This window comes from Leisingera sp. S132 (assembly GCF_025144465.1).
In the GTDB taxonomy this organism is placed as follows: domain Bacteria; phylum Pseudomonadota; class Alphaproteobacteria; order Rhodobacterales; family Rhodobacteraceae; genus Leisingera.
This window is the reverse complement of the sequence record NZ_CP083553.1, coordinates 2,923,759-2,944,218: the sequence shown is the minus strand read 5'-3', so window position 1 is coordinate 2,944,218 and position 20,460 is coordinate 2,923,759. Positions and strand designations below refer to the sequence as shown.

The window sequence follows — 20,460 nt, the reverse complement described above, 5'->3', positions numbered from 1 at the left end:
GGTCACTCCGCCGCCCGGATGGCGCGGGGCGGGCCTGAGGCCGCTGCGTCAAGCCGCGTTTTGACGCCGGCGGCCAGCACGCTGACGTTGGGCACCAGCACCATGCTGTCATGGTCGCCCGGCACCTCGGCCACCTCGACGGCAGGCGCCCAGCGGGTCCAGTCGTTGTCCGGGAACACATACTCGCGTTCGTTGCTGACCCAATTGCCGCCCGAGACCTGCCACTTGCGGTCCAAGGGCGGGCGGAACAGCGTCAACGGGCCGTGCCAGGGTTTGAGATCATACGTCTCCACCGCGGCGCGGAAGGCCAGTTCGATCTTGCGGTTGTTGAATTCGGGCAAGGCGCCGGTCTCCGCCGGTCTGGCGCGGCGTTTTTCAAACTCCCAGGCAATGCGGTTCCTGGCCCATTCGCCAAGGTAGCCCAGGCCCTTGCCGCGCAGTTCCGCCAGCTTGATCCGCGCCTTGTCCTGCCGGGACAGGGCCGGGCGCACCGGCAGCGGCGTATCCAGCAGGATCAGCGCCGCGGTTTCTTGGTCCTGCTCCTTCAGCTGCTGTGCCATCTCATAGGCGGTGATGCCGCCGCCGGAGAAGCCGCCCAGCAGATAGGGGCCTTCGGGCTGAATCCGGCGGATCTCGTCCAGGCAACTGCGGGCGGCGTCTTCGATCCGGTCGTGCGGTGCGTCCGAACCCACCAGCCCCTTGGCCTGAAGTCCGTAGACCGGGCGGTCCTTGCCCACCAGCAGCGCCAGGTGCCGCAGGTTCAGCACGTTGCCGAACATGCCCGCAACCAGGAAGAAGGGCCGCCGCCCGGTGCCGTCACCGGGATGCAGCTGCACCAGGTGGGTGAATTGCGGTTTCTCTTCCGCAGCTTGCGCTTCGCCGCCAGGCTCCACGGCAATGCCGCCGCCGGTGCGTTCGATGATCCGCTCCGCCAGGGCGGCGGTGCTGGGCGCCTCGAACAGCACCGACAGCGGGAATTCCACATCAAAGGCGCGTTTCACCTGCGCAAACAGCCGCACCGCAATCAGGGAATGGCCGCCAAGGTCAAAGAAACTGTCCTCGACCCCGACCTGGCTGACCCCCAGAAGTGAGGCAAACAGTTTGGCCAGCTGCTCCTCCACCGGGTTGCGCGGCGCGACGTAGTCGGTGTCGAGCTGCGGGCGGTCGAAGGTCTGCGCCTCCGCCCGGGCCGGTGTGCTTTGCTCCGCCTGGGCGATCAGGGCTGGCAGGTCGAGCGAGGACACCACCACCTGTGGCAGGCCGGAGGCCAGGGCGCGGGCCAGGGCCTCGCCGCCGTCCTCTGCCTTGATGCCGTTTGAGATGTTGAGCTGCAGGCGGCGTTCTTCGGGGGACAGCGGCTGCGGGCTGCTTGCGGGTTCCAGACCCAGCTGGGCAGCGGTCGCATCCGCATCGCCCTGTTCTGCGGCCGCGTCAAAGCCGCTTGCCAGACGCTGCATCCGGAAGCCCTCGATTTCCACCAGAACGGTGCCATCAGGGCCGGTCAGGGTCACGTCAAATGCTGCCGATCCGCTTGCATCGCTGCCCAAGAGGCGCATGTGGCTGAAGACCTGCGGAGTCAGCGGCGCAAAGACCCGGATGGCGCTGTAGGAGACCGGCACCCACAGCGCGGTGCCTTCGTAACCGGGAACCAGCGGCATCGCCCAGCCGGTGGCCAGATCCAGCAGGCCGGGGTGCAGCAGGCAGCCGTCCGCAGCCGCCGCGGCTGGCAGCGACAGGGCGGCAATCCCTTCGCCGTCGCCCAGGGCTGCGCGGTCCAGCACATGCCAGCGCGGGCCGAAATTCAGATGCGCCTCCTGCGGGGAACGCAGGCGCCCGCGCACAGGCGCCTGCTCCTCCGGGCATCGGGTGAAAATCGTCTGGAGGGGGAGGGGGGCGGGGCGTTCTGCCGCCGCCGTTAAGGCCAGCATTGCCTGACAATTCAAACGGTAACCATTTGTAAATTCCGAGTAAACAAACAGTTCATAACCATTTTCATTAGCTTCTAACTTTACCAGCGCCTCGCGCGGGCTGCCTGCTTCCGCAATCAGCGGGCGCAGGAAGTAGAGGTCGCGGATCTCGAAGGGATCTTGCACGCCAATGGCCGCCAGCGCCTCGGCGGCCATTTCGATATAGCCGGTGCCGGGCACCAGCGCGGTGCCGTCCTTGGTGCGGTGCTCATCCAGCAGCCAGTTTTCCGTGCTGAACCGGGGGGTGAAGATGCGGTTGCCCGCGGCATCAAACGCCTGCTGCTGCAGCAGCGGCTGCGGGCAGGGCAAGGGCGTGCTGGCGCCGGCGTCTCCATTGCGCCCTGCCATGGCGTCGGCGGCCATGCCAGTGTCGGCCCAGACGCCCCAGTCCACGGCAATCACGCGGGTCCGGCCGCCCGCGCGGTGCTTGGCCCAGGCGTTGAGGTATTCGTTGGCAGCGATGTAATCCACCTGGCCCGCGGGACGGGTCACGGTGGAGGAGGAGGAGAACAGCACCATCAGCTCCAGGCTGCCGTCCGGGAACACGGTATCGAGCGCCCGCAGCCCGCTGACCTTGGGGGCCAGAACCTCGGCGATCTTGTCCTCATCCTTGGCTAGCAGCGGGCCGTCATTGATGACGCCGGCCCCGTGAATCACGCCGGTGACCGGGCCAAAGGCCTCCTCAGCCTGCTTCCGTGCTGCGCGCAGGTCGCCGCTGTTGCACACGTCAGCGGCCAGCGGCAGTACTGCGCCTTTGCCATCTGCCTCCAGCGCCATCACCGCGCGGATGCGCTGGGCGGTGCGGTTGGCCGGGCTGTGGCTGGCCAGATACCGCTCCCATGTTTCGCGCGGCGGCAGCCCGTCGCGGGAGATCAGCGAGACCTTGGCGCCATAGCCGCGCATCAGGTGGCCCGCGATGGTCAGGCCGATGCCGCCATAGCCGCCGGTGATCAGGTAATGGCCGCCCTGTTTGAAAGGCGGTGTTTCCGGCTCGGGCAGCGGCTGCGGGCGCCAGTTCAGCTCATAGCGTTTTTCGCCGCGCCAGGCGGCGGTGCTGCTGGCCGGCTCCGCCATCAGCTCTTCCAGCAGGCGGGGGGTGATATCAGACTGCGCCGGATTGCGGCGCGCGAATGTGCCTCGCGGCGCCTGCGGCAGTTCAATGTCCACCGCGGCGCAGGTCAGCCCCGGCAGCTCGCGCGGGATCACCCCCAGCGGGCCTGCGATCATAGCCTTTTCCGGGTAGGGCAGCGCCTCATCCCGGACCTGCGCGGCACCAGTGGTAAAGACCGTCAGATGCGCCGGGCCGGGCAGATCGGCATTGCCGAGTTCCTGCGCCAGCGCGGTCAGGGAATGGAAGCCCATCTCAAGGTTGCGGTCAAAGAAGGAGGAGCCGGGGCGGAAGCTCTCCTGTTCCGTCACCAGCCAGAAATGGGCGATACGGTCCGGCAGCAGACCGGCCTCTGCCAGATCCGCCAGCAGCGCGCCATAGGCGGCGCGGCCCTGTTCGGGCGGCAGAATGTAGGATTTCGGCGTAAGCTGCGCGTAGGTGTCGCCTGCGCGGACACGCACAACGCTGTGGCCCGCTGCCTTCAGCCTTTCGGCAGTGCGGGCCGCGTGGCCTGCCTCGTCCTCGAAAATCAGCCAGTTGTGCGGCTCCTGCGCCAGCTCTTGCGTTACATCCAGCGCGCAATCTGCCAGCCGCGGGCGCCAGGCCGGGCGGTAGCCCCATTTGCTCAGATCGTCATGGCGGGCCGGGGTCTGGGCCTCTTCTTCGATTGCCGGTTTGCCGGGCTCGATGAAATAGCGGCTGCGCTGGAAGGCATAGCCCGGCAAAGGCAGGCGGTTGCGGCGCGCGTCGCCCCAGATCTGCGGCCAGTCGGCCTCCACCCCGCAGGCCCAGAGCCGGCCGATGACGCCGAAGAAATAGCTGTCGTCCATGACCTGCTGATCGGGATGGCGCAGCGTGCTGAGCACCTGGCCCTGTTTCACCGCAGGCGACATCTGCGCCAAGGCGCTGAGGGCCTTGCCGGGGCCGACCTCCAGGAACACCCGGCCGGTGGTCTTGGCAAGGGTTTCGATGCAGTCGGCATAGCGCACGGTGTTGCGCAGCTGTCCGGTCCAGTAATCGGCGCTGGTGGCCTGCTCCGCGGTCAGGGCAGCGCCGGTGCGGTTCGAAATCACCGGCAGGCCGGGCGCAGACAGGGTCAGCTTGCGGATGAAATCGCCGTATTCCTGCAGGATGCCGTCCAGCATCCGCGAGTGGGCGGCAATGTCGATGGGGATGCGCTGATGCTCCACTTCGCGGGCGGTCAGTTCTGCCGACAGCCTGTCCAGCGCCTCCTGCGGGCCGGAGACGGCGGTGAGGGAGGGGGCGTTGACGCTGGCGATATCCAGATCCCCGCCGATGATGGCCTCAACCTCGGCCAGCGGCAGGGCAACCGACAGCATGCCGCCTGCAGGCACGGTGTCAAACAGCCGCCCGCGCAGCAGCACCAGATCAATGCAGTCCTCAAAGGACATGACGCCGGCCAAGCAGGCGGCGGTGTTTTCGCCCATCGAGTGGCCGACCAGCGCGGCAGGCTTCACGCCCCAGCTGATCCACAGCTGCGCCAGCGCGTATTCGACGATCATGATCAGCGGCAGCTGCACCGAGGGCTGCTGCAGCTTGGTGTTGGCCACGTCCTCCTCGCCCTCTTCCGGCAGCCAGAGGGCGCGGATATCGTAGTCGAGGCTCCGCTGAAGGTGATCCAGCCCGCGGTCCATCCACTCGGCAAAGACCGGTTCGGTTTCATAAAGGTCCCGTGCCATGCCCGCATATTGCGCACCGCCGCCGGGGAACATGAAAACCACCTCAGGCGCGTCGCCCAGCCGGTCATGGGCAAAGACCCTGCGGGGGTCGTTTTCCTCAATCAGGTCAATGGCTTCGTCGGCGGTTTCCGCCACCAGAACCCGCCGTTTGGCAAAGCCGCGGCGGCCTTCCTTGAGGGTAAAAGCCACATCGGCCAGATCGGTGGCGGGGTTGGCTTTCAGGTAGTCTGCAAGGGCCTGGGTATTGGCGTCCAGTGCCGCCTTGCACTGGCCCGACACACAAAGGATCTGGAACGGGAAGTCGCTTTCCTCCGAGGGCGCGCGCGCCGGGGCTTCCTCCAGGATCACATGGGCATTGGTGCCGCCTACCCCCAGCGAGTTGATGCCGGCGCGCCGCGGCCCCTTGTGCGGGGTCCAGGGGGTGAGGGCGGCGTTCACGCGGAACGGTGAAGTTTCAAAATCAATTGCCGGGTTCGGCGCCTCGTACCCCAGCGAGGGCGGGATTTCCTTGTGATGCAGTGCCAGCGCCGTCTTGGTGAGGCTGGCGACGCCGGCGGCAGTATCCAGGTGGCCGATGTTGGTCTTGACCGAGCCGATGCGGCAATAGCCGCTGTCCTGCGTGGTGGTCCGGTAGGCGTCGGTCAGGGCCGAGACCTCAATCGGGTCGCCCAGATAGGTGCCGGTGCCGTGGCATTCCACATAGTCGATGGTTTCTGCCGGGGTGTCTGCTGCCTTCAGCGCCTGCTGGATCGCTGCCGACTGGCCGCCGACCGAAGGCGCCAGATAGCCCGCCTTGTCCGCGCCGTCGTTGTTGATGGCGGACCCCTTGATGACCGCCCAGATGTGATCGCCATCGGCAATGGCGTCTTCCAGCCGCCTCAGCGCCACAGCGCCGGCGCCGGAGCCGAAGACAGTGCCTTGCGCCCGGTGGTCGAAGGCGTGGCAGTGGCCGTCGGGCGACAGGATCTCGTTTTCCTTGTAGAGGTAGCCGCGTCCCTGCGGCAGCTCGATGGTGACACCGCCCGCCAGCGCCATATCGCACTCGCCTTCGCGCAGGGCCTTGCAGGCGTAATGCACCGCCACCAGCGATGTGGAGCAAGCAGTCTGCACGTTGACCGAAGGGCCATGGAGGTCAAAGACATGGCTGACGCGGGTCGACAGGAAGTCCTTGTCGTTGCCGGTGTGACGCAGCAGGAACATGCCCACGTCATCGACGAGGCCCGGGTTGGAGCAGATGTTGAAGTAGAAATAGCTGCCCATGCCGCAGCCCGCGTAAACACCGATGGGGCCGTTGATGCTTTCGGGCGGGTGGCCTGCGTTTTCCATCGCGCCCCAGGCCACCTCCAGGAACTTGCGGTGCTGCGGATCGAGGATCGCCGCTTCCTTGGGGCTGAAGCCGAAGAATTCTGCATCAAATTCGTCAAACCCCTGCAGCCGGGCCGCGGCAGGCACATAGTTCGGGTCGGCCATGGCTGAAGCACGCTCGCCGTTTTCCAGCAGCGTTTCGCGGTCCAGAACCTCAATCGATTCGATGCCTGCGCGCAGGTTTTGCCAGAACGCTTCGGCAGACGCCGCGCCCGGCACCGTTACCGACAGCCCGACAATGGCAATGTCACCGGGCCTTGTCTGTTTTGCAGCGCCCCCCGCTGCGGATGTCCCATCCTGCATCGTCAATACCTGACCCCACTAGCCCTTCGCAAACAACCCGGCACGCCGCAGCCAATCCGCTTTGCGAAGATGGCAGGGCCCGCCGGACGGGTTTATTTTCGGGTGCCGGAGTTCTCCCCGGCTGCTGGCCCGGCCTGGCGGCTTGGATCCCCATCTGTTCCGCGGGGCCGGGTGAACTCAAATTTACTTTCGTCAATCCATGCGGCTGTCCTGTGGACGCATTGTGTCAATTCCGGCCGGAAAAGCGGAAACATTGCGGCATCACAGGATGCTGCGCCGTTCCGGCCCGGCGGTGTCAGGCATCATCGCCTGCGCTCCGCCAAATAGCGCGGGTTTCTTCTGGAACAAGCCGGGGTAGAGCAGCCTCTCAGCATAGCCCAGCACGGCTCCTGCGCACATCCAAGTGATTGGAATGAGCGTCGCATTCAGCAGCATGTCCACCATGGTGGCTGCCAGGATCAGCGCGATCGGAGCCGCATAGGGCGACACGCTGCCCCGCGGCGCGCGGGCCGCCGCCGCGGCCAGCAGCACCAGCGGTGCCGCCAGCAGCCCCATCTCGGCGATGTAGCCAAGCCAGCCGAAGGTGCCGAAGACGATGATCCAGCGCCCATCCGGGATCGACAGGATCTGGCCGGTTTCTTCGTGCCGGACCAGGTTGCGGCCCCATCCGCCCCAGCCGAACCAGGGTTTTTCGGCGGCGCGGGCCAGCATCTGCGCCTCGTTCTCGAACCGGTAGTTCAGCGAATGCGCCCGTTCGGCGCTGATGGTGCCGGCCTGGGCCACCAGTTCCTCGGTTGGCACCAGCCCGGCGTTGCGCAGCATCGGGTAGACCACGGCAATCAAAGCCAGCAGCAGGGCCGTACGCAGCTGCCAGCGCAGCGGCGCCAGGGCAACAACAGGCACAAAGGCCAGCGCATAGGCCAGCGAGGCGAGGCTTTTGCACAGCACCAGCACCGCAAACAGGTAACCTGCGGCCAGTGCCAGCCGGATGCGGTCTCCGCCTGCTGCGGTGCGGGCCAGCGCGGTGGCTGCCAGCAGCGCCGACAGCATGAAGAACGCCAGCCACAGCGCATGCGGCAGGAACACGATGGGACGGAAGCCGCCCTGACGCATCATCTGGCTGAAGTCGTGCTGGAAGAAGCCGTAGATCCAGACGTTGATCTGCGGGCTGAAGCGGATTTCGATCAGCGACGGGAGTGTATAGGCGAGGCCGCCGGCCATCAGCGCCAGCAGCAGTTCCCGCTGGGCTTCCGGCGTGGACAGATACCGGCGGGCCAGCAGGAAGGGGATCAGCACAATCACCTGGTTGATGATCACCGAGCCCAGATCGCGCCAGCGCAGCCCCGGCAGCTGATCGGTCAGAAAGATGATCGGGTCGGAGTTGGCAATCTTGCGGAACAGGATCGGCTCGCCGTTGGTCAGAACGGTGGGGATGACCCCGAACACGAACAGCAGCACCAGCATCCGCACGACAGGGTGCCGCGGCAGCAGCGGCACCGGATTGCGCAGCAGAAAAACGCACAGCAAAAAGGCCATCACTGAGGGGATGGCGAACTTGTCCATGTCCGGCACCAGCGGCAGGTCGAACTCTGCCAGCGGCGGCAGCAGCAGGTAGCCTGCGATGATGCACCACAGGATGGCCCGCTCCAGCGGCAGGCGCCGGAACAGGATCAGGCTGGCCAGCGGCCAGGCCAGCAGCATCAGATAGGCCAAAGCGTTGGGCAAAGCCCCGTGCTCCCTCAGTTCCCCGGTATTTGCATCAAAGTTTAGCTGTTGCGCGCGGCGCTGTCGCGCGGATTTGCAACAACGGGTTAACGGTGTGCAGCTTTGCCACGCTGGCTGCGGTGCTGTGCCCCGGGCACTGGCCGGGCGGCAGCGGCGGCTGTATCACGGGGCAAAGCAGACCCGGGGACGCCCATGTTTTTTGAATGCCAAGGCCGCAGGGTAGCGGTGAACACAGCCACGCGGACCGGGCTGGAAGCCGAAATCCGGGCCCGTTTCAAGGCGGGGCAGGGCTTTGCGCTGGCGACGCTGAACCTGGATCACCTGGTCAAGATGGCTGCGTCGGCGGAGTTCCTGTCTGCCTATCAGGCGCAGGACCTGGTGGTGGCGGACGGGCGCCCGATTGTCTGGCTGTCACATCTTGCCCGCCGCCCGGTGGAGCTGATGCCGGGGTCGGACATGGTGCTGCCGCTGTGCCGCCTGGCGGCGGAGGCCAAGGTGCCGGTGGTGCTGGCGGGCAGCACGGAGGAGGCGCTGCAGGATGCCGGGGACGCGCTGACCGATGCGGTGCCAGGGCTGGAGATTGCCTGGACCCATGCGCCCTCCGGCCGCTTTGATCCGGAAGGGCAGGAGGCGGATCAGATCCTTCACCGGCTGGACGCCACAGGCCCCTGCCTGTGTTTCCTGGCGCTGGGCGCGCCGAAACAGGAGCAGTTTGCCCAGCGCGGCCGCAAGCTGGCGCCTGCAGCCGGTTTTGCCTCGGTCGGGGCCGGCCTGGATTTCCTCGGCGGTCACCAGAAACGCGCCCCCGCCTGGGTCCGCGCGATTGCGATGGAATGGCTGTGGCGGGCGCTGTCCAGCCCTGTCCGGCTGCTGCCGCGCTATGTCAAATGCCTGGCGATCCTGCCCGGGCTTACCCTCGCAGCCTGGCGCATCCGGGCGCGCTGACGGCGGGCTACTTGTACTCCAGTATGCCGCGCGCGCTGCCGCGCCAGCGGCGCCAGTAGAATTCCAGCGCGCCTGCGGCCTCGGCGAACTTCCCAAGCACCGTGAACAGCGCCTGTTCAAACCCCATGCGGCGGGACAGGCGCAGCACCTGGGCGGGGTAGATCAATGCCGCCAGCGCCAAAGAGGGGCTGAGCAGCCCGGCCATCAGGATGCCGGCAGGCAGCGCGGCGCCCCACAGGAGCGCGCGGCGGGTCTCGGCCACCCAGTGGCGCTCCGGCCCGGTGCCGTGCAAGGCGGCGCCTTCGGCAAAGGCGTGGCCTGCGCGGCGGCTGCGGTTCCACCATTGGGTGAAGCGCAGCATCTGCGCGTCATGCAGGGTCATTTCAGCCTCCAGCCGCCAGACCTGCCAGCCCGCCCGGCGCAGGCGCAGGCACAATTCCGGCTCCTCACCCGCGATCAGCCCCTCACGGTAGCCGCCCGCGGTATAGACCGCCGCCACCCGCATCAGCGCGTCGCCGCCGCAGGCCTTGGCCTCGCCAGCGGGCGTGTCCCATTCCGCATCACACAGCCGGTTGTAGACGGACACCTCGGGGAACCGCTCCCGCCGCCGCCCGCAAGCCACTGCTGCCCTGGGATGTGCCTGCATGAAATCCGCGGCAGTGGCGATCCAGTCCGGATCCGCCTCGCAGTCGCCATCCACGAACTGCACAAATTCAGTCCCGGATGCCAGCGCCGCCAGTCCGGCGTTGCGGGCGCGGGCGGCAGTGAACGGCCGGCTGAGGTCCAGCGCGACCACTTCGGCGCCCAGTTTCCGGGCTGCCTCCGCCGAACCATCCGTGGAACCGCTGTCGACATAGATCAGCTGCTGCACCTGGCCCTGCAGGGCGCGCAGGCAGCGGATCAGCCGCGCGCCCTCGTTGCGGCCGATGACCACCGCGGCGATGGCAGCCGCGCTCATGCGGCCTCTCCGGCAAGAAATTCGCTGTATGCGGACGAGCCGCGCAGGAAGCCCAGGCGCTGCAGATCCGCAATTTCCGGGTCCTCGATTGCGTCTGAGGACCACAGGCCAAGATCCGGCTGCGCCTGCATCACGCCGCTGCGCTGGCGGTCCTCGCCGTGGGCAGACACGGCCTCAGCCTGGATCTTCAGATCCCGCGCCAGGCTGTCACCGGCGAATTTGTAGTGGCGGATCAGCCCTTCAGTATCAGCGACCCGCACGCCTGCAGAGGCGTGCGGATGCACCGCTGCCTGGACGCCCGGCCCGTTGAACACCAGCGGGTGCTTGCTGAGGCAGCAGGTCTCGCCGAACACCTTGCCGCGCACCCCGCCGAACAGCATCCTTGCGCCGCCCGGCGGCAGGGCGTTCTGGCGCAGGTAATAGGCAAAGCCGGTGTCCTCGGCAGCGTAATCCACTTGCCTCACAGCGCTGATGTCAGAAAACCGGAATCTCTGCACCGCTTCGCCGTAAGACAGCCCGCGGGCCGCGGACAGCGGGCCTTGGGGGAACATTTCCAGCATTTCGGCTTGCAGGGCAGTGTATCCTCGCTGCGTCAGGTAGCGTGTCAGCCCGGTCAGCCCGGCGGTTTCGCCGCCCTCAAAGTCGAACAGCTCATCCATGTCGGCAAACAGGCACCATCGGTCCCGGCCGTAGCGGTCCGCCGCATAGGCGCGAAAGGTGTTTTCGTATTGCAGCCAGGGCAGGGAGGACTGCAGCACCGCAGTGTCCGGCTCCTGCCGGATACGCTCGATGGTGCCGTCAGCGGAGCCATTGTCAAAGAACACAAAGGCAGAGACACCCAGCTGCCGGTAATGGCCGAAGAACACATCCAGATAATAGGACCCGTCGCGCACCAGGGCGATCAGCACCACCTGACCGGGCGCTGCAAAGCGGCGCGCCGGCCCGTGCAGATGGCGCAGCGAGGCGCGGAACCTGGCGCGGTGCGCGATACGGCTGGCGCGGCCTGCCAGCTTCTGGGTGAGTGTTCTGCCCACAGCGTCCCCAATCTGCGGTTGCCCGGAATACCGCTGGCAGCTTGCCGGCTTATTCCGTCCTCTGCAAGCCCCGCTCAGGCAGCATGGTCAATAGTCCCGCTTGAAGAACAGGCCGACGCCGGTTTCCCCCTCGCTGTCGACAGTGCCCTGAACGGTCAGGCTTTTGGTAACGTCCAGATTGATGCTCAGTTCGCTGTCGCCTTGGGTGTTGATGTTGAAATCGGTATAGACGTTCTCTGCCACATACCCTCCCAGCCCCAGCTGCCCGGTTCCCAGGTTGTCGGTGCCGATATCAACATCCGACGCGCCCGTGGCGTCGCGCACCTTGCTCTGGGCGCCGCCGCCGCGGCCGCTGAGGGTCAGGGCAGAGCCCGCCAGCCGCGCCAGCGCCAGCGGTGAAATATCCCCGATATTGTCGCCGAACAGCAGCAAGGCCAGCGCCTCTTCGCTGGGCCGCGGCGGGTCCGAGGTCACCTTGATCTCCGGCGCATCGACCCGGCCGGAGATTTCCAGCGTCGCGGTGCCTTGTTCCGTGGCCGCGGTGGATTTGAACTCCAGGTAGGGTTTCAGGTCGCCCAAGAGGGTGATCCGGCCCTCATCCAGCTCCAGCCGCCGGCCGAGGATATCAAAGGTGCCGCGGATCAGGCTGATCTGGCCGGAAGGCGAGGGCCGCGCGGTGGTGCCGCGCAGGTGGATCTGGCCGCCCAGTTCTGAGCGCAACCCGCGGCCGCGGGCAAAGATCCGCGACGGTGCGCTGATCATGATGTCCAGGTCGGTCCTGCCGGAGCCGCCTGCGCTGCCGCTGCTGCTGCCGGTCAGCCCGGCACGGGCCAGTGTCCGGCGCACCTCGCGCGGTGCGCCCACATGGCGGATCGGCGGAATCGGCGCAGAGGAGACCGAACCGCCTGCTGTGTTCAGGTTGATATTGGTTTCACCCACATTGATCTGGCCGGCAATCCGGTTGTTGCCCGCCATGGCGCCGGACATTGCCAGGCTGCCATTCAGCAGGGTTTCATAGGACAGATGATCTGTCACCACCACGTCGCCGATGGCAATCTGCAGGCTGCCGTTGAACGGCGGCAGCAGCCCGACCGGACCGCTGATCCGCACCGTGCCGCCGTCGCGGGGGCGGGCAGAGACTTGCACCTGTGCATTTGACCGGGCGATGGAGACCGTCGCATTGATATCATCCACCCGCTGCGCTGCGGCCGGGACGGCCAGCGAGGCGCCGGGGATGGAGATAGTGCCGCTGACCCCATCGAGCGCCGGAACACCGCGCAGGGCCATGTCGAAATTCGCGGGCCCCTGGATCAGGTTGGGCGAGAGAAACGGATTAAGCCCCTCCAGCCGCAGAGTGCCCTTGGCGGTCACATCAGCGGTGCCTTTGGCTTCGTTCCAGCTGCCTGCGATGCGGCTGTCGATGCCTGCCGGGCCGCTGGCGGTGCTGTCCACCGTCCAGGTGCCGTCGCGCCGGGTGGCGGTGCCGGCGGCTGCCAGCCGGCCGGGCAGGTCCGGCACCAGCCGCTGCAGCTCTGCCATCACCGCGTCGAACTTCAGATCGGTGCTGCCGTTGCTCTCCGTGAAACGGGCCTCGGTCTCCACCGCAATCCCCGCAGGCCCTTTGGCTTGAACAGTCACCTGCCATTCGCCATTGCGCCGTTCCGCCACACCCTCAGCGCTCAGCTTGCCTGCCAGTTGCGGCACAAAGCGTTCCAGCTCGTTCCAGGCTGCGGCAAAGGTGAAATCCGCGTCGCCCTGAAGCGTCACAGAGCCGTCCAGTTTAGCGCTGGAGGTATGCGGCCCCTTCAGTTCCGCCACACCGCTGAAGGTATCGCCGGAACGGCTGAGGGTGGTGGCCAGCTCCAGCGTGCCGGGCGCCTGCGGCACCAGCACTTCCAGCCGGTTCAGCCTGGCCGTGATGTCCAGCTGGCCGGCCTGGTTGTTCAGCGTGCCCTTGGCGGTGGCCGCGAGCGCGCTGCCGGCCAGGTTAAACTGGTCGATGCTGACGCCGTTTTCATCCCGTGCGGCCTTCAGGTCCAGCGTGGTGGCGCCTGCCAGCAGTTCGTCCGCCTGGGCAATGCCCGCGGACAGGTCCTGCGCCTGCAGTGAAAGATCGGTGTCGAACCCGCCGGTCAGCGGGATGAAGGATCCCGTGACCTCCGCCTGCACGGCGCCGCCCAGCGGGCGGCCTGCCAGATCGGAAAAACGGCCAAGATCCGCAGCGCCCGCCGTCAGGTCCGCGGTCACTTTCAGCCCTTCTTCCAGACCGTCAAAGGCGACATCGCCCGCGGCCTGATAGTCGCTGCCGCGCAGCTCCATATCCGTGATATGCAGCGCGCCGGGGCCGTCGGTGCTGAGCGTGCCTTCAAACCGGATCTCATTTCCGGTGGCCTTGGCCAGTGCCGGGTCGCGCGGCTGGAACCCGCTGAGGCCGGCGCTCAGCCGGCCCTCCAGCGCAAAGCCGCTGGTCTGGTCCAGGGTGCCGCGGCCGGCGATTTCAGCCGTATCCACCAGTGCGCCGGGGTGGCTCAGCTGGTTCAGAACCCCGTCCAGCACCCAGCGGCCTTCGAGAGTTTTCTGCAACTGCAGGTCGGCCTTGGCCAGTGTGGTCTGGCCGTCGCTGGTCGGCAGCGTGACCGCTGCTTGGCCTGCGGGCGGGGAGATCGCGGTCTTCAGGTTGGCGGTGGCCAGCTTGCCGCCCGCATCCAGCGCTGCGGCGCCGGTGATCCGCAGGGCGTTGGTGCGCAGGACCAGCGTATCCAGCGTCACAGCGCCGCTGCCTTCGCGCAGGCCTTTGACGTTCAGGCGCAGGCCGGGGCCAAAGAACGGCCGGTGCACCGGCGGCAGCAGCACGTCGATGTTGCCGCCCAGATCGGCGGAAAACCCGATGTCGCGCGGCGTTTCCGGCGCGGAATCTGCAGGCAGGGGACGGGCTGCCAGCACCACCTGGCCGCCCAGCCGCTCGGTGCCATTGGTGCTGAAGGCGATATCGGCGGTGAAATCCGTGACCGGGCCGCTGCCCTTGGCGGTCAATTGCAAGTCGGGGTTTCCGGGCAGGTCCAGCCCGCGCGAAATCAGTCCGCCTGCAGCCTCATCCACCGACAGATCCAGGGTGATCTGCTGGGTTTCATTGGCATAGGCGGCCTGCAGCCGGATGTGGTCGCCGGGCTTGTCCAGCCGCGCGGCCTCCAGCTTGGTGTCCAGCGTGCCATCCGCCAGTTTCAGCGACCCCTCGACCCGCAGGCTTGCCGCGGTGCCGGCCAGTTCCGCGCCCAGTTCGATCCGCGCTGCCTTGATCTGCCCCAGTTCGATGGCCACCGGCAGCTCCGGCAGGGCAAAGGGTGTGGTTTCGGCCTCCGGCAGCTCCGGGTCCGGCGGCAGCGGCTCCGGCGCGCGCGCCACCTCGATGCGCTCGGCTGACAGTTCATTGACCGAGAACCGTCCGCGCAGCAAATCCAGCCGGTTCCAGTCCAGCACCGCGCCCTCGACGGTCAGCCAGATGCCGTCCTCGTCAGCCACGGTGATCTTCTTGATCTTGGCCTCAGAGGAAAACGCGCCCTCCAGGCCGCTCACGCTGATATAGCGGCTGTCGCCGGACAGGGTGTCCTCAAGGAAATCAACCAGCAGCCCGCCGGCATCCTCTTCGGTGGTTTCCTGCGCCGCAACCGGTGCTACGGTCAGGCCCAGTGCGAGCGTATAGCCAAGAAGCTGTCTCAAAACGCCTGTCCTATCCCGATATAGAATTGCAGCCCGTCCTCGGAGCCGCCGTCCACCGGATAGGCAAGGTCGAGCCGGATCGGGCCGATGCCAGCAACGTCATAGCGCACGCCGATGCCCGCGCCCGCATGGCGCGCGGAAGAGCCGGAGACGAAACTGTCCGCGTCGACAAAGCCGAGGTCGTAAAAGCCGACCAGAGAGATCTTGTCGGTGACCTTGCCGCGCACTTCGGCGGACAGGGCGGCAAAGCTGCGCCCGCCCGCAGTGCCGCCGTTGGCCGGCACCCCCAGCGACTGGTATTCATGCCCGCGCACGGTGCCCGCACCGCCGGAGAAGAACAGAAGAGTTGGGGAGATTTCGCTGAGCGACGGCCCCACGACTGAGCCCAGCTGCATGCGGCCCGCCAGCACGATCCGGTCCTCCGCGCCCAGCCCGTAATAGGCGCGCCCGTCGGCTTTCACCTGCAGGCCCGACTTGCTGCCGTCAATTCCGATGAAGGGCGTGGCGGCGCCTTGCAGGAAGTAGCCGCTGGCCGGGTTCACCCGGCTGTCGCGGGCGTCATATTCGGCGCGGAACCTGCCTGCCACGTATTTGAACCGGCGCTTGCCGAACACGTCCTCCGCCAGTGTGGAGGAGACGCCAAGGGCGGCCTCGGCATAGAAGGTTTCCGAAAAGGTCCGCCGCGCCCCGATGGCGCCATAGACACGGGTGGCGGTGTAATGCTCTTCATCCAGCCGCTCGGCCTCTGCCAGGTAGAAGATGCTGTCATCGGGGCCCAGTTTTGCGGGCCGGTCCAGCCGCACCGCGATGCGGCCATCGATGTCGTTGCTGCTGCCGATGCCGCTGACCCGCGCCTCAATCCGCAGCTTCTCGGCATTGCCGAACAGGTTGCGGTGCATCCAGCTGCCCGACAGCTCCAGCCCGTCGGAGGAGCTGACCTCAGCGCCAAAGGTCAGGCGGCGGGGCGGCAGGTCCTCAACCTGGGCCACGAAATCGAGGGTGCCGTCCGGGTTCGGCTGTTCCGCCTCGCGCAGGACAACGCTGGAGAACGTGCCGGTGCGCCGCAGCCTTGTGGCAGACTTCGAAATCAGGTCGGGGTGGAAGTCTTCTCCCGCCGGGAACCCGGCGATGCGGCGGATGGCGTCTTCGGTCACGGCCGTATCGCCAGTGATCCGCATCTGCCCGAAGCGCAGTTTCGGCCCCGGTGCCAGGTGCAGCCGGGCATCCAGCCGCGCCTGCAGGTGATTGGCGGTGATGTTCTGCTCCGAAACCTCCGCCTTGGCATGGCCGCTGCGGCGCCAGGCGCGGACACCGGCAATGGCAGCATCGCGGATCACCCCGGTTCCGGCAGGCTTGCCGGGGGCGAATCCCTCGGGGATCTCCACATCGCTGTCTTGCGGGAACGGTGCCAGTTCGGCCCGGCCAAAGGCGAACCGCGGGCCGGGTTTTACGGTGATTTCAACTTTATTTACGGTCTTCGGCGGGTTCAGCGGTTGAATCTGCGCGGCCTCGCGCCCGTCCAGGCGGATGTTCACCACCGGCGAGAAATGCCCGGCATCATAAAGCACCTGGACCAGCGTCCGGTAATCCGACAGCGCGGCTGCCAGCAGTTCCTGCACGCTGGTCTCGCCGCTGGCCGCAACCGAAGCCGACGCGCCGCGCAGCTTTTCCGCAAGGGCCGCGTCCGCACCGGGGGCTTGCAAGGTTGCTTCGGCCGCGTTGCCCGGCAGCGCCGGCAGGGTCAGGAGACTGAAGGCGAGAGCGCACGCCAAGGGGCGCGGGCGAAAGGGAAAATTCATGTCTGCTCCGGCAGCGGGCGTAAAATTGCCGCCTGACCCCGGCTGAGGCCCAGGCGTTCCAAAGCAAGCCTAGCACGGGAAAATTGAGGGATGGAACCGGCAAAGCGGCGGCAATCCGCCGGCGTCCGGCAACGGCGGATTGCCGCGCATGGGCGGCGGGGCTGCGGCGGCAGCCAATCAGCATTGGAAAGCGGAACGGGGTATGTGATAAGTTAAACCAGCTCCAGCGGGTATCCCGCCGGAGCTGTCACTGTTTAACAAAGAACAAGAGCAACGTCAGGCGCAGCCACCACTCACAACGCAGCCAGCCTGACTGGAATGATACCACGCATGATTTTACTGTCCATATAATTGTCAGTTTGATAAAGTTGTGTGGTATCATTTCACCCTGGCCCTGCCGGGGCGCGGTTTATGAGGATCCGGGAGAGCGGTTTTGGACCGGTTGAGACCAATTTTCGAACTTCGCGACATGCTTCACCAGATGGAGCGTGATCTTGGCCTGGACCGCCTGAGCCGGTCAGAGCGGGATGTGCTGCTGGCGGCCAATGCGCTGACAAAGACGCCGGGCGAGGCGGTGCAATCCGAACAGATCCGCAATCACCGGCTGGTCAAGGGGCTCGCCCAGGCCACCTTCCACCGCACGCTCAAGTCGCTGCTGGAGCTGGGGCTGATCAAGCGGGCCGGCGGCAGCAAGGCCAAGCATTACGTGGTGAGTTTCAATCCTGCGGCAAAGTGACGGCGCCGCACCGGTCCTGCATTCCGCGGATTGCAGGTTTTCCCGCTCCCGTCTAAAGGGAGCGGCATGAGACGAGTTTTGCAGCTGTTTGCTGGCCTTCAAAGTTTTGCGGTGATCACCGCCGCTTATATCATCTGCCACGGCCTCACTGCCTGGGTTGTGACCCCCGTGCAGGGGGTGTTCCTGCCGGAAATCACGGTCTTTGCCAGCCTGGTCTACCTGCCCCACGGGGTGCGGGTGCTGGCGGTCTGGCTGCTGGGATGGCGTGCGGTGCTGCCGCTGGCCGCCGGCGCGTTCCTGTCGGAACTGATTTTCACCGACGACGGCGTGCGGCAGGTGATGGAGCCGGTGCTTCTGCAATCCATTGCCGTGAGCGCGGTTTCAGCCTTTGCGGCCTTTGAAATCGCGGGGATGTTCGGCTGGACCCTTTATGCCGGCCAGTCGCGGCGGATTTCCTGGACCAGCCTGCTTGCTATTGGCGCGCTTGCCTCGCTGATCAACTCGGCGGGGCAGTCGGTGGTGTTTTCGGGCCTCATCTTTCCCGGCGATCAGATGCCGGTCATGGCGGTCTATGCCGCGGGCGATCTGATCGGCCTTGCTGTCTGCATGCTGGCGCTGACGCTGATCTTCCGCTGGCTGCGCCTGGCCGGCAAGCGGCGCTGCCCGCAGGAATAGCAAAGCCCGCCAAAGGCGGGCTTGCAGCCGGGGCGGTGGACAAGGGATTACCCGGCCATCAGCCGCGCCACATCCAGCATCCTGGCGGAGAACCCCCATTCGTTGTCATACCAGCCGAAGACCCGCACTTGGCTTTCTCCGGCCATGCGGGTTTCCGGCCCGGCAATCACCAGCGATTCAGGCCGCGCCCGCAGGTCGGAGGAGACCAGCGGCATGTCGGTCCAGCCCAGCACCTTGGACGCGGCAACACCCTCGCGCAGGGCGGCGTCGAACTCCGCTGCCTTCATCGGGGTTTTCAGCTGCGCCACAAGGTCCACCGCTGAAACACTGGCCGTCGGCACCCGCACCGCGGCGCCGCTGACCCGGCCTTTCAGATGCGGCAGCACCTCGTCGATCAGATGCATGGCGGAGGTGGTGGTCGGCACCATCGACTGCGCGCCACCGCGCGAGCGCGCGAAATCGCCGCGCGGCGCGTCCACCATCGGCTGCGAGTTGGTGTAGCAGTGGATGGTGGTCATATGCGCGGTGTCGATACCTGCGATGCTGTCCAGCAGTTTGACCAGCGGCGTCAGCCCGTTGGTGGTGCAAGAGGCATTGGAGACGATCCGCGCATCGCCCAGGGTCTCCTCGTTGGCGCCCAGCACCACGGTCAGCTCAGCCGCCGGGGAGGGGCCGGAGATCAGCACCTTGGCAGCGCCCGCCTTCAGACCGCGCTCCGCCACATCGGACGTCCGCGCAATGCCAGTGCATTCCAGCACCAGATCGACGCCGCTCAGGTCCACCTTGGTCAGATCCGGTTCATGGCTGACAGGGATGGACCGGCCCATCACCTGCAGCGCATCGCCGCCATGCTCCACCGGATGGGCAAAAGGGCCAAAGGTGCTGTCGTACTGAAACAGATAGGCACACATGTCCAAGGGTGCGATATCATTGATCCGCACCACTTCGATGCCGTCTCCGCGCGCGGTGGTCAGAATCTGGCGCAGGATGGCGCGGCCGATGCGGCCGAATCCGTTGATAGCAAGTTTCATGGGCAATCTATGGCAGGCGCATTGGCGCCGCTCAATCCGCTGTCCTCCGGAAAATGATCACATTTCCCAAGAGGATGTTTCAGAAAAACCCTGCCAAACCGCGCAAGCGACAGGCATGTTCCTATTTGCGGCAGATCACCCGGGCATAGTAGGTGCCGGTGATGTTGCGCACCATCGTGTCCAGGTTGACGCTGCAGCCGGTAGCGGTGCGAATGGCCCTGACCGCCTGGCGCGCGGTCAGCACCGCGGGCGGGCGGAAGGCCAAATGCTCCAGGTTCATCCGGGTGGCGCTGTAGCGGCCCGGGTCGTCCTCCACCGGGGCCACCACCCAATCGCGGCCCAGCACGGTAACCTGCTTGCCTTCTACGCCCTTGGCCCCGGCAGCCGGGGCCAGCGCAGCGCAAAGTGCCGCTGCCAATGCAGTCTGTTTCATCATCGAAATGCTCCTGCGGAAATCACTGGCCTCAGCCTAGCGCAGGGCAGGGGCTTTGCAAGGTGCTGCTTAGGGTCCTGACCCTAAAGGTGATCCACCGCTTCCGCCTGGCGCAGCTCTGCCGCGCACAGCTGCAGCCCGCGCAGCAGCCGCTCGGCATCCGCCTCCGGCTGCTGGCCCCGCGGCGCAGAACAGCCGGCCACGATTGGCGTCTGGCCGGGCCGCGACACCGGCACCGCATAGCCGGTGATCCCGGACTCGAATTCGCTGTCCGTCAGGCAATACCCCTGCGCGCGGGCGCCTGCCACGCGCTCGAGAATGGCGGCGGGATCGGTCAGCGAGGCCTCTGTGTGGCGCGGAAGGTCCGTTTCTGCCAGCAGCTGGGCAGCCTCGTCCTCCGGCAGCCCGGCCAGCAGCATCCGCCCCAGGCTGGTGTGCGCCAGCGGAATATGCGAACCGGCGGTGAAGCCATAGGTGATGTGACCGTGCTCGACAGTGGATTGCGCCAGCAGCAGCACCCGGCCCTGATCCAGCATCGCCAGCGTCACCTCGATTTCCATCTGCCGGGCGTGGCGGTTCAGAACCGGCTGCACCCGGCGGCCGAACTGGTTGGCCTGCAGGAACCCGCCCGCCAGTGCCAGCACCCGCGGCGTCAGCGACAGCATCCGCCCGTCCTGGCGCAGATAGCCCGCCTGCACCAGCGTCAGCGCGCCCCTGCGGGCGGTGGCGCGGTCCTGGCCGCTGCGCCGGGCAATCTCTGCCAGCGTCATGCTGGGGGTCTCGGCGTCAAACACCGCCAGTACCGCCAGCCCCTTGGCAAAGCTTGACGAAATATTCCTGTCCTGATCTGCCGCTGTCATTACCTGGCCGTCCCGTTCTGTTCCCGTCATGCCGCTGCCCGGCCGGGCATTGTGCGGATGCTGGCAACAATGTTCGCTTTGCGAACGCTGTCAAGGCGCAAAGG

At 66.6% G+C, this 20,460-nt stretch carries 12 protein-coding genes; 3 read left to right on the top strand and 9 right to left on the bottom strand.

From position 1 onward, the window contains the following. Positions 1 to 2 precede the first annotated feature (2 nt). Together K3725_RS14605 and K3725_RS14600 are read right to left on the bottom strand one after the other, a co-directional pair. Positions 3 to 6,443, bottom strand: coding sequence for a type I polyketide synthase (locus K3725_RS14605; protein ID WP_260016030.1), 6,441 nt, complete (start codon positions 6,441 to 6,443; stop codon positions 3 to 5). 261 nt (positions 6,444 to 6,704) lie between these two features. Further along, the gene (locus K3725_RS14600) at positions 6,705 to 8,168 is read right to left on the bottom strand and encodes a hypothetical protein (protein WP_260016029.1); all 1,464 of its coding nucleotides are present in this window, start codon (positions 8,166 to 8,168) and stop codon (positions 6,705 to 6,707) included. Between the two features lie 192 nt (positions 8,169 to 8,360). Here K3725_RS14600 and K3725_RS14595 point away from each other — a divergent pair, with 192 nt between their 5' ends. Then, positions 8,361 to 9,113 (top strand): WecB/TagA/CpsF family glycosyltransferase, encoded by a 753-nt coding sequence (locus K3725_RS14595; RefSeq protein WP_260016028.1) that lies wholly within the window; start codon positions 8,361 to 8,363, stop codon positions 9,111 to 9,113. 7 nt (positions 9,114 to 9,120) lie between these two features. On the opposite strand, the gene K3725_RS14590 is transcribed toward K3725_RS14595, so the two are convergent. The 4 genes from K3725_RS14590 to K3725_RS14575 all read right to left on the bottom strand — a co-directional run bounded on the left by K3725_RS14590 (position 9,121) and on the right by K3725_RS14575 (position 16,621). After that, positions 9,121 to 10,071 carry a glycosyltransferase family 2 protein gene (locus K3725_RS14590; protein ID WP_260016027.1) on the bottom strand — a complete coding sequence of 317 codons (951 nt, stop codon included), beginning with the start codon at positions 10,069 to 10,071 and terminating at the stop codon, positions 9,121 to 9,123. After that, positions 10,068 to 11,105 (bottom strand): glycosyltransferase family 2 protein, encoded by a 1,038-nt coding sequence (locus K3725_RS14585; RefSeq protein WP_260016026.1) that lies wholly within the window; start codon positions 11,103 to 11,105, stop codon positions 10,068 to 10,070. Before K3725_RS14585 ends, K3725_RS14590 begins: the two co-directional genes overlap by 4 nt. 87 nt (positions 11,106 to 11,192) lie before the next feature. Next, positions 11,193 to 14,822 carry a translocation/assembly module TamB domain-containing protein gene (locus K3725_RS14580; protein ID WP_260016025.1) on the bottom strand — a complete coding sequence of 1,210 codons (3,630 nt, stop codon included), beginning with the start codon at positions 14,820 to 14,822 and terminating at the stop codon, positions 11,193 to 11,195. Continuing rightward, entirely contained in the window at positions 14,819 to 16,621 is a 1,803-nt protein-coding gene (locus K3725_RS14575) for an autotransporter assembly complex family protein (protein ID WP_260016024.1), read from the bottom strand. The genes K3725_RS14580 and K3725_RS14575 overlap by 4 nt, the downstream gene beginning before the upstream one ends. Positions 16,622 to 17,090: 469 nt before the next feature. Between K3725_RS14575 and K3725_RS14570 the strand changes: the two genes are divergently transcribed. Next, complete coding sequence (locus K3725_RS14570) at positions 17,091 to 17,357, top strand: hypothetical protein (protein ID WP_260016023.1); 267 nt, start codon at positions 17,091 to 17,093, stop codon at positions 17,355 to 17,357. Positions 17,358 to 17,423: 66 nt separating this feature from the next. Then, positions 17,424 to 18,032: a hypothetical protein gene (locus tag K3725_RS14565; protein ID WP_260016022.1), complete on the top strand. Its 609-nt coding sequence runs from the start codon at positions 17,424 to 17,426 to the stop codon at positions 18,030 to 18,032. A gap of 47 nt (positions 18,033 to 18,079) precedes the next feature. On the opposite strand, the gene K3725_RS14560 is transcribed toward K3725_RS14565, so the two are convergent. The 3 genes from K3725_RS14560 to K3725_RS14550 form a co-directional block, all read right to left on the bottom strand. Continuing rightward, positions 18,080 to 19,063: a type I glyceraldehyde-3-phosphate dehydrogenase gene (locus tag K3725_RS14560; RefSeq protein WP_260016021.1), complete on the bottom strand. Its 984-nt coding sequence runs from the start codon at positions 19,061 to 19,063 to the stop codon at positions 18,080 to 18,082. Positions 19,064 to 19,184: 121 nt separating this feature from the next. Continuing rightward, positions 19,185 to 19,499 (bottom strand): hypothetical protein, encoded by a 315-nt coding sequence (locus K3725_RS14555; protein WP_260016020.1) that lies wholly within the window; start codon positions 19,497 to 19,499, stop codon positions 19,185 to 19,187. Between the two features lie 80 nt (positions 19,500 to 19,579). Next, on the bottom strand, positions 19,580 to 20,386 hold the full coding sequence (locus K3725_RS14550) for an IclR family transcriptional regulator C-terminal domain-containing protein (RefSeq protein ID WP_260016019.1): 807 nt from the start codon (positions 20,384 to 20,386) through the stop codon (positions 19,580 to 19,582). Positions 20,387 to 20,460: the final 74 nt, after the last annotated feature.

Excerpts from the sequence above, each read along its gene's own strand:
- K3725_RS14605 (WP_260016030.1), bottom strand. The coding sequence starts at position 6,443 with ATGCAGGATGGGACATCCGCAGCGGGGGGCGCTGCAAAACAGACAAGG.
- K3725_RS14590 (WP_260016027.1), bottom strand. The coding sequence starts at position 10,071 with ATGAGCGCGGCTGCCATCGCCGCGGTGGTCATCGGCCGCAACGAGGGC.
- K3725_RS14575 (WP_260016024.1), bottom strand. The coding sequence starts at position 16,621 with ATGAATTTTCCCTTTCGCCCGCGCCCCTTGGCGTGCGCTCTCGCCTTC.
- K3725_RS14595 (WP_260016028.1), top strand. The coding sequence starts at position 8,361 with ATGTTTTTTGAATGCCAAGGCCGCAGGGTAGCGGTGAACACAGCCACG.
- K3725_RS14555 (WP_260016020.1), bottom strand. The coding sequence starts at position 19,499 with ATGATGAAACAGACTGCATTGGCAGCGGCACTTTGCGCTGCGCTGGCC.
- K3725_RS14565 (WP_260016022.1), top strand. The coding sequence starts at position 17,424 with ATGAGACGAGTTTTGCAGCTGTTTGCTGGCCTTCAAAGTTTTGCGGTG.
- K3725_RS14550 (WP_260016019.1), bottom strand. The coding sequence starts at position 20,386 with ATGACGGGAACAGAACGGGACGGCCAGGTAATGACAGCGGCAGATCAG.
- K3725_RS14560 (WP_260016021.1), bottom strand. The coding sequence starts at position 19,063 with ATGAAACTTGCTATCAACGGATTCGGCCGCATCGGCCGCGCCATCCTG.
- K3725_RS14570 (WP_260016023.1), top strand. The coding sequence starts at position 17,091 with ATGCTTCACCAGATGGAGCGTGATCTTGGCCTGGACCGCCTGAGCCGG.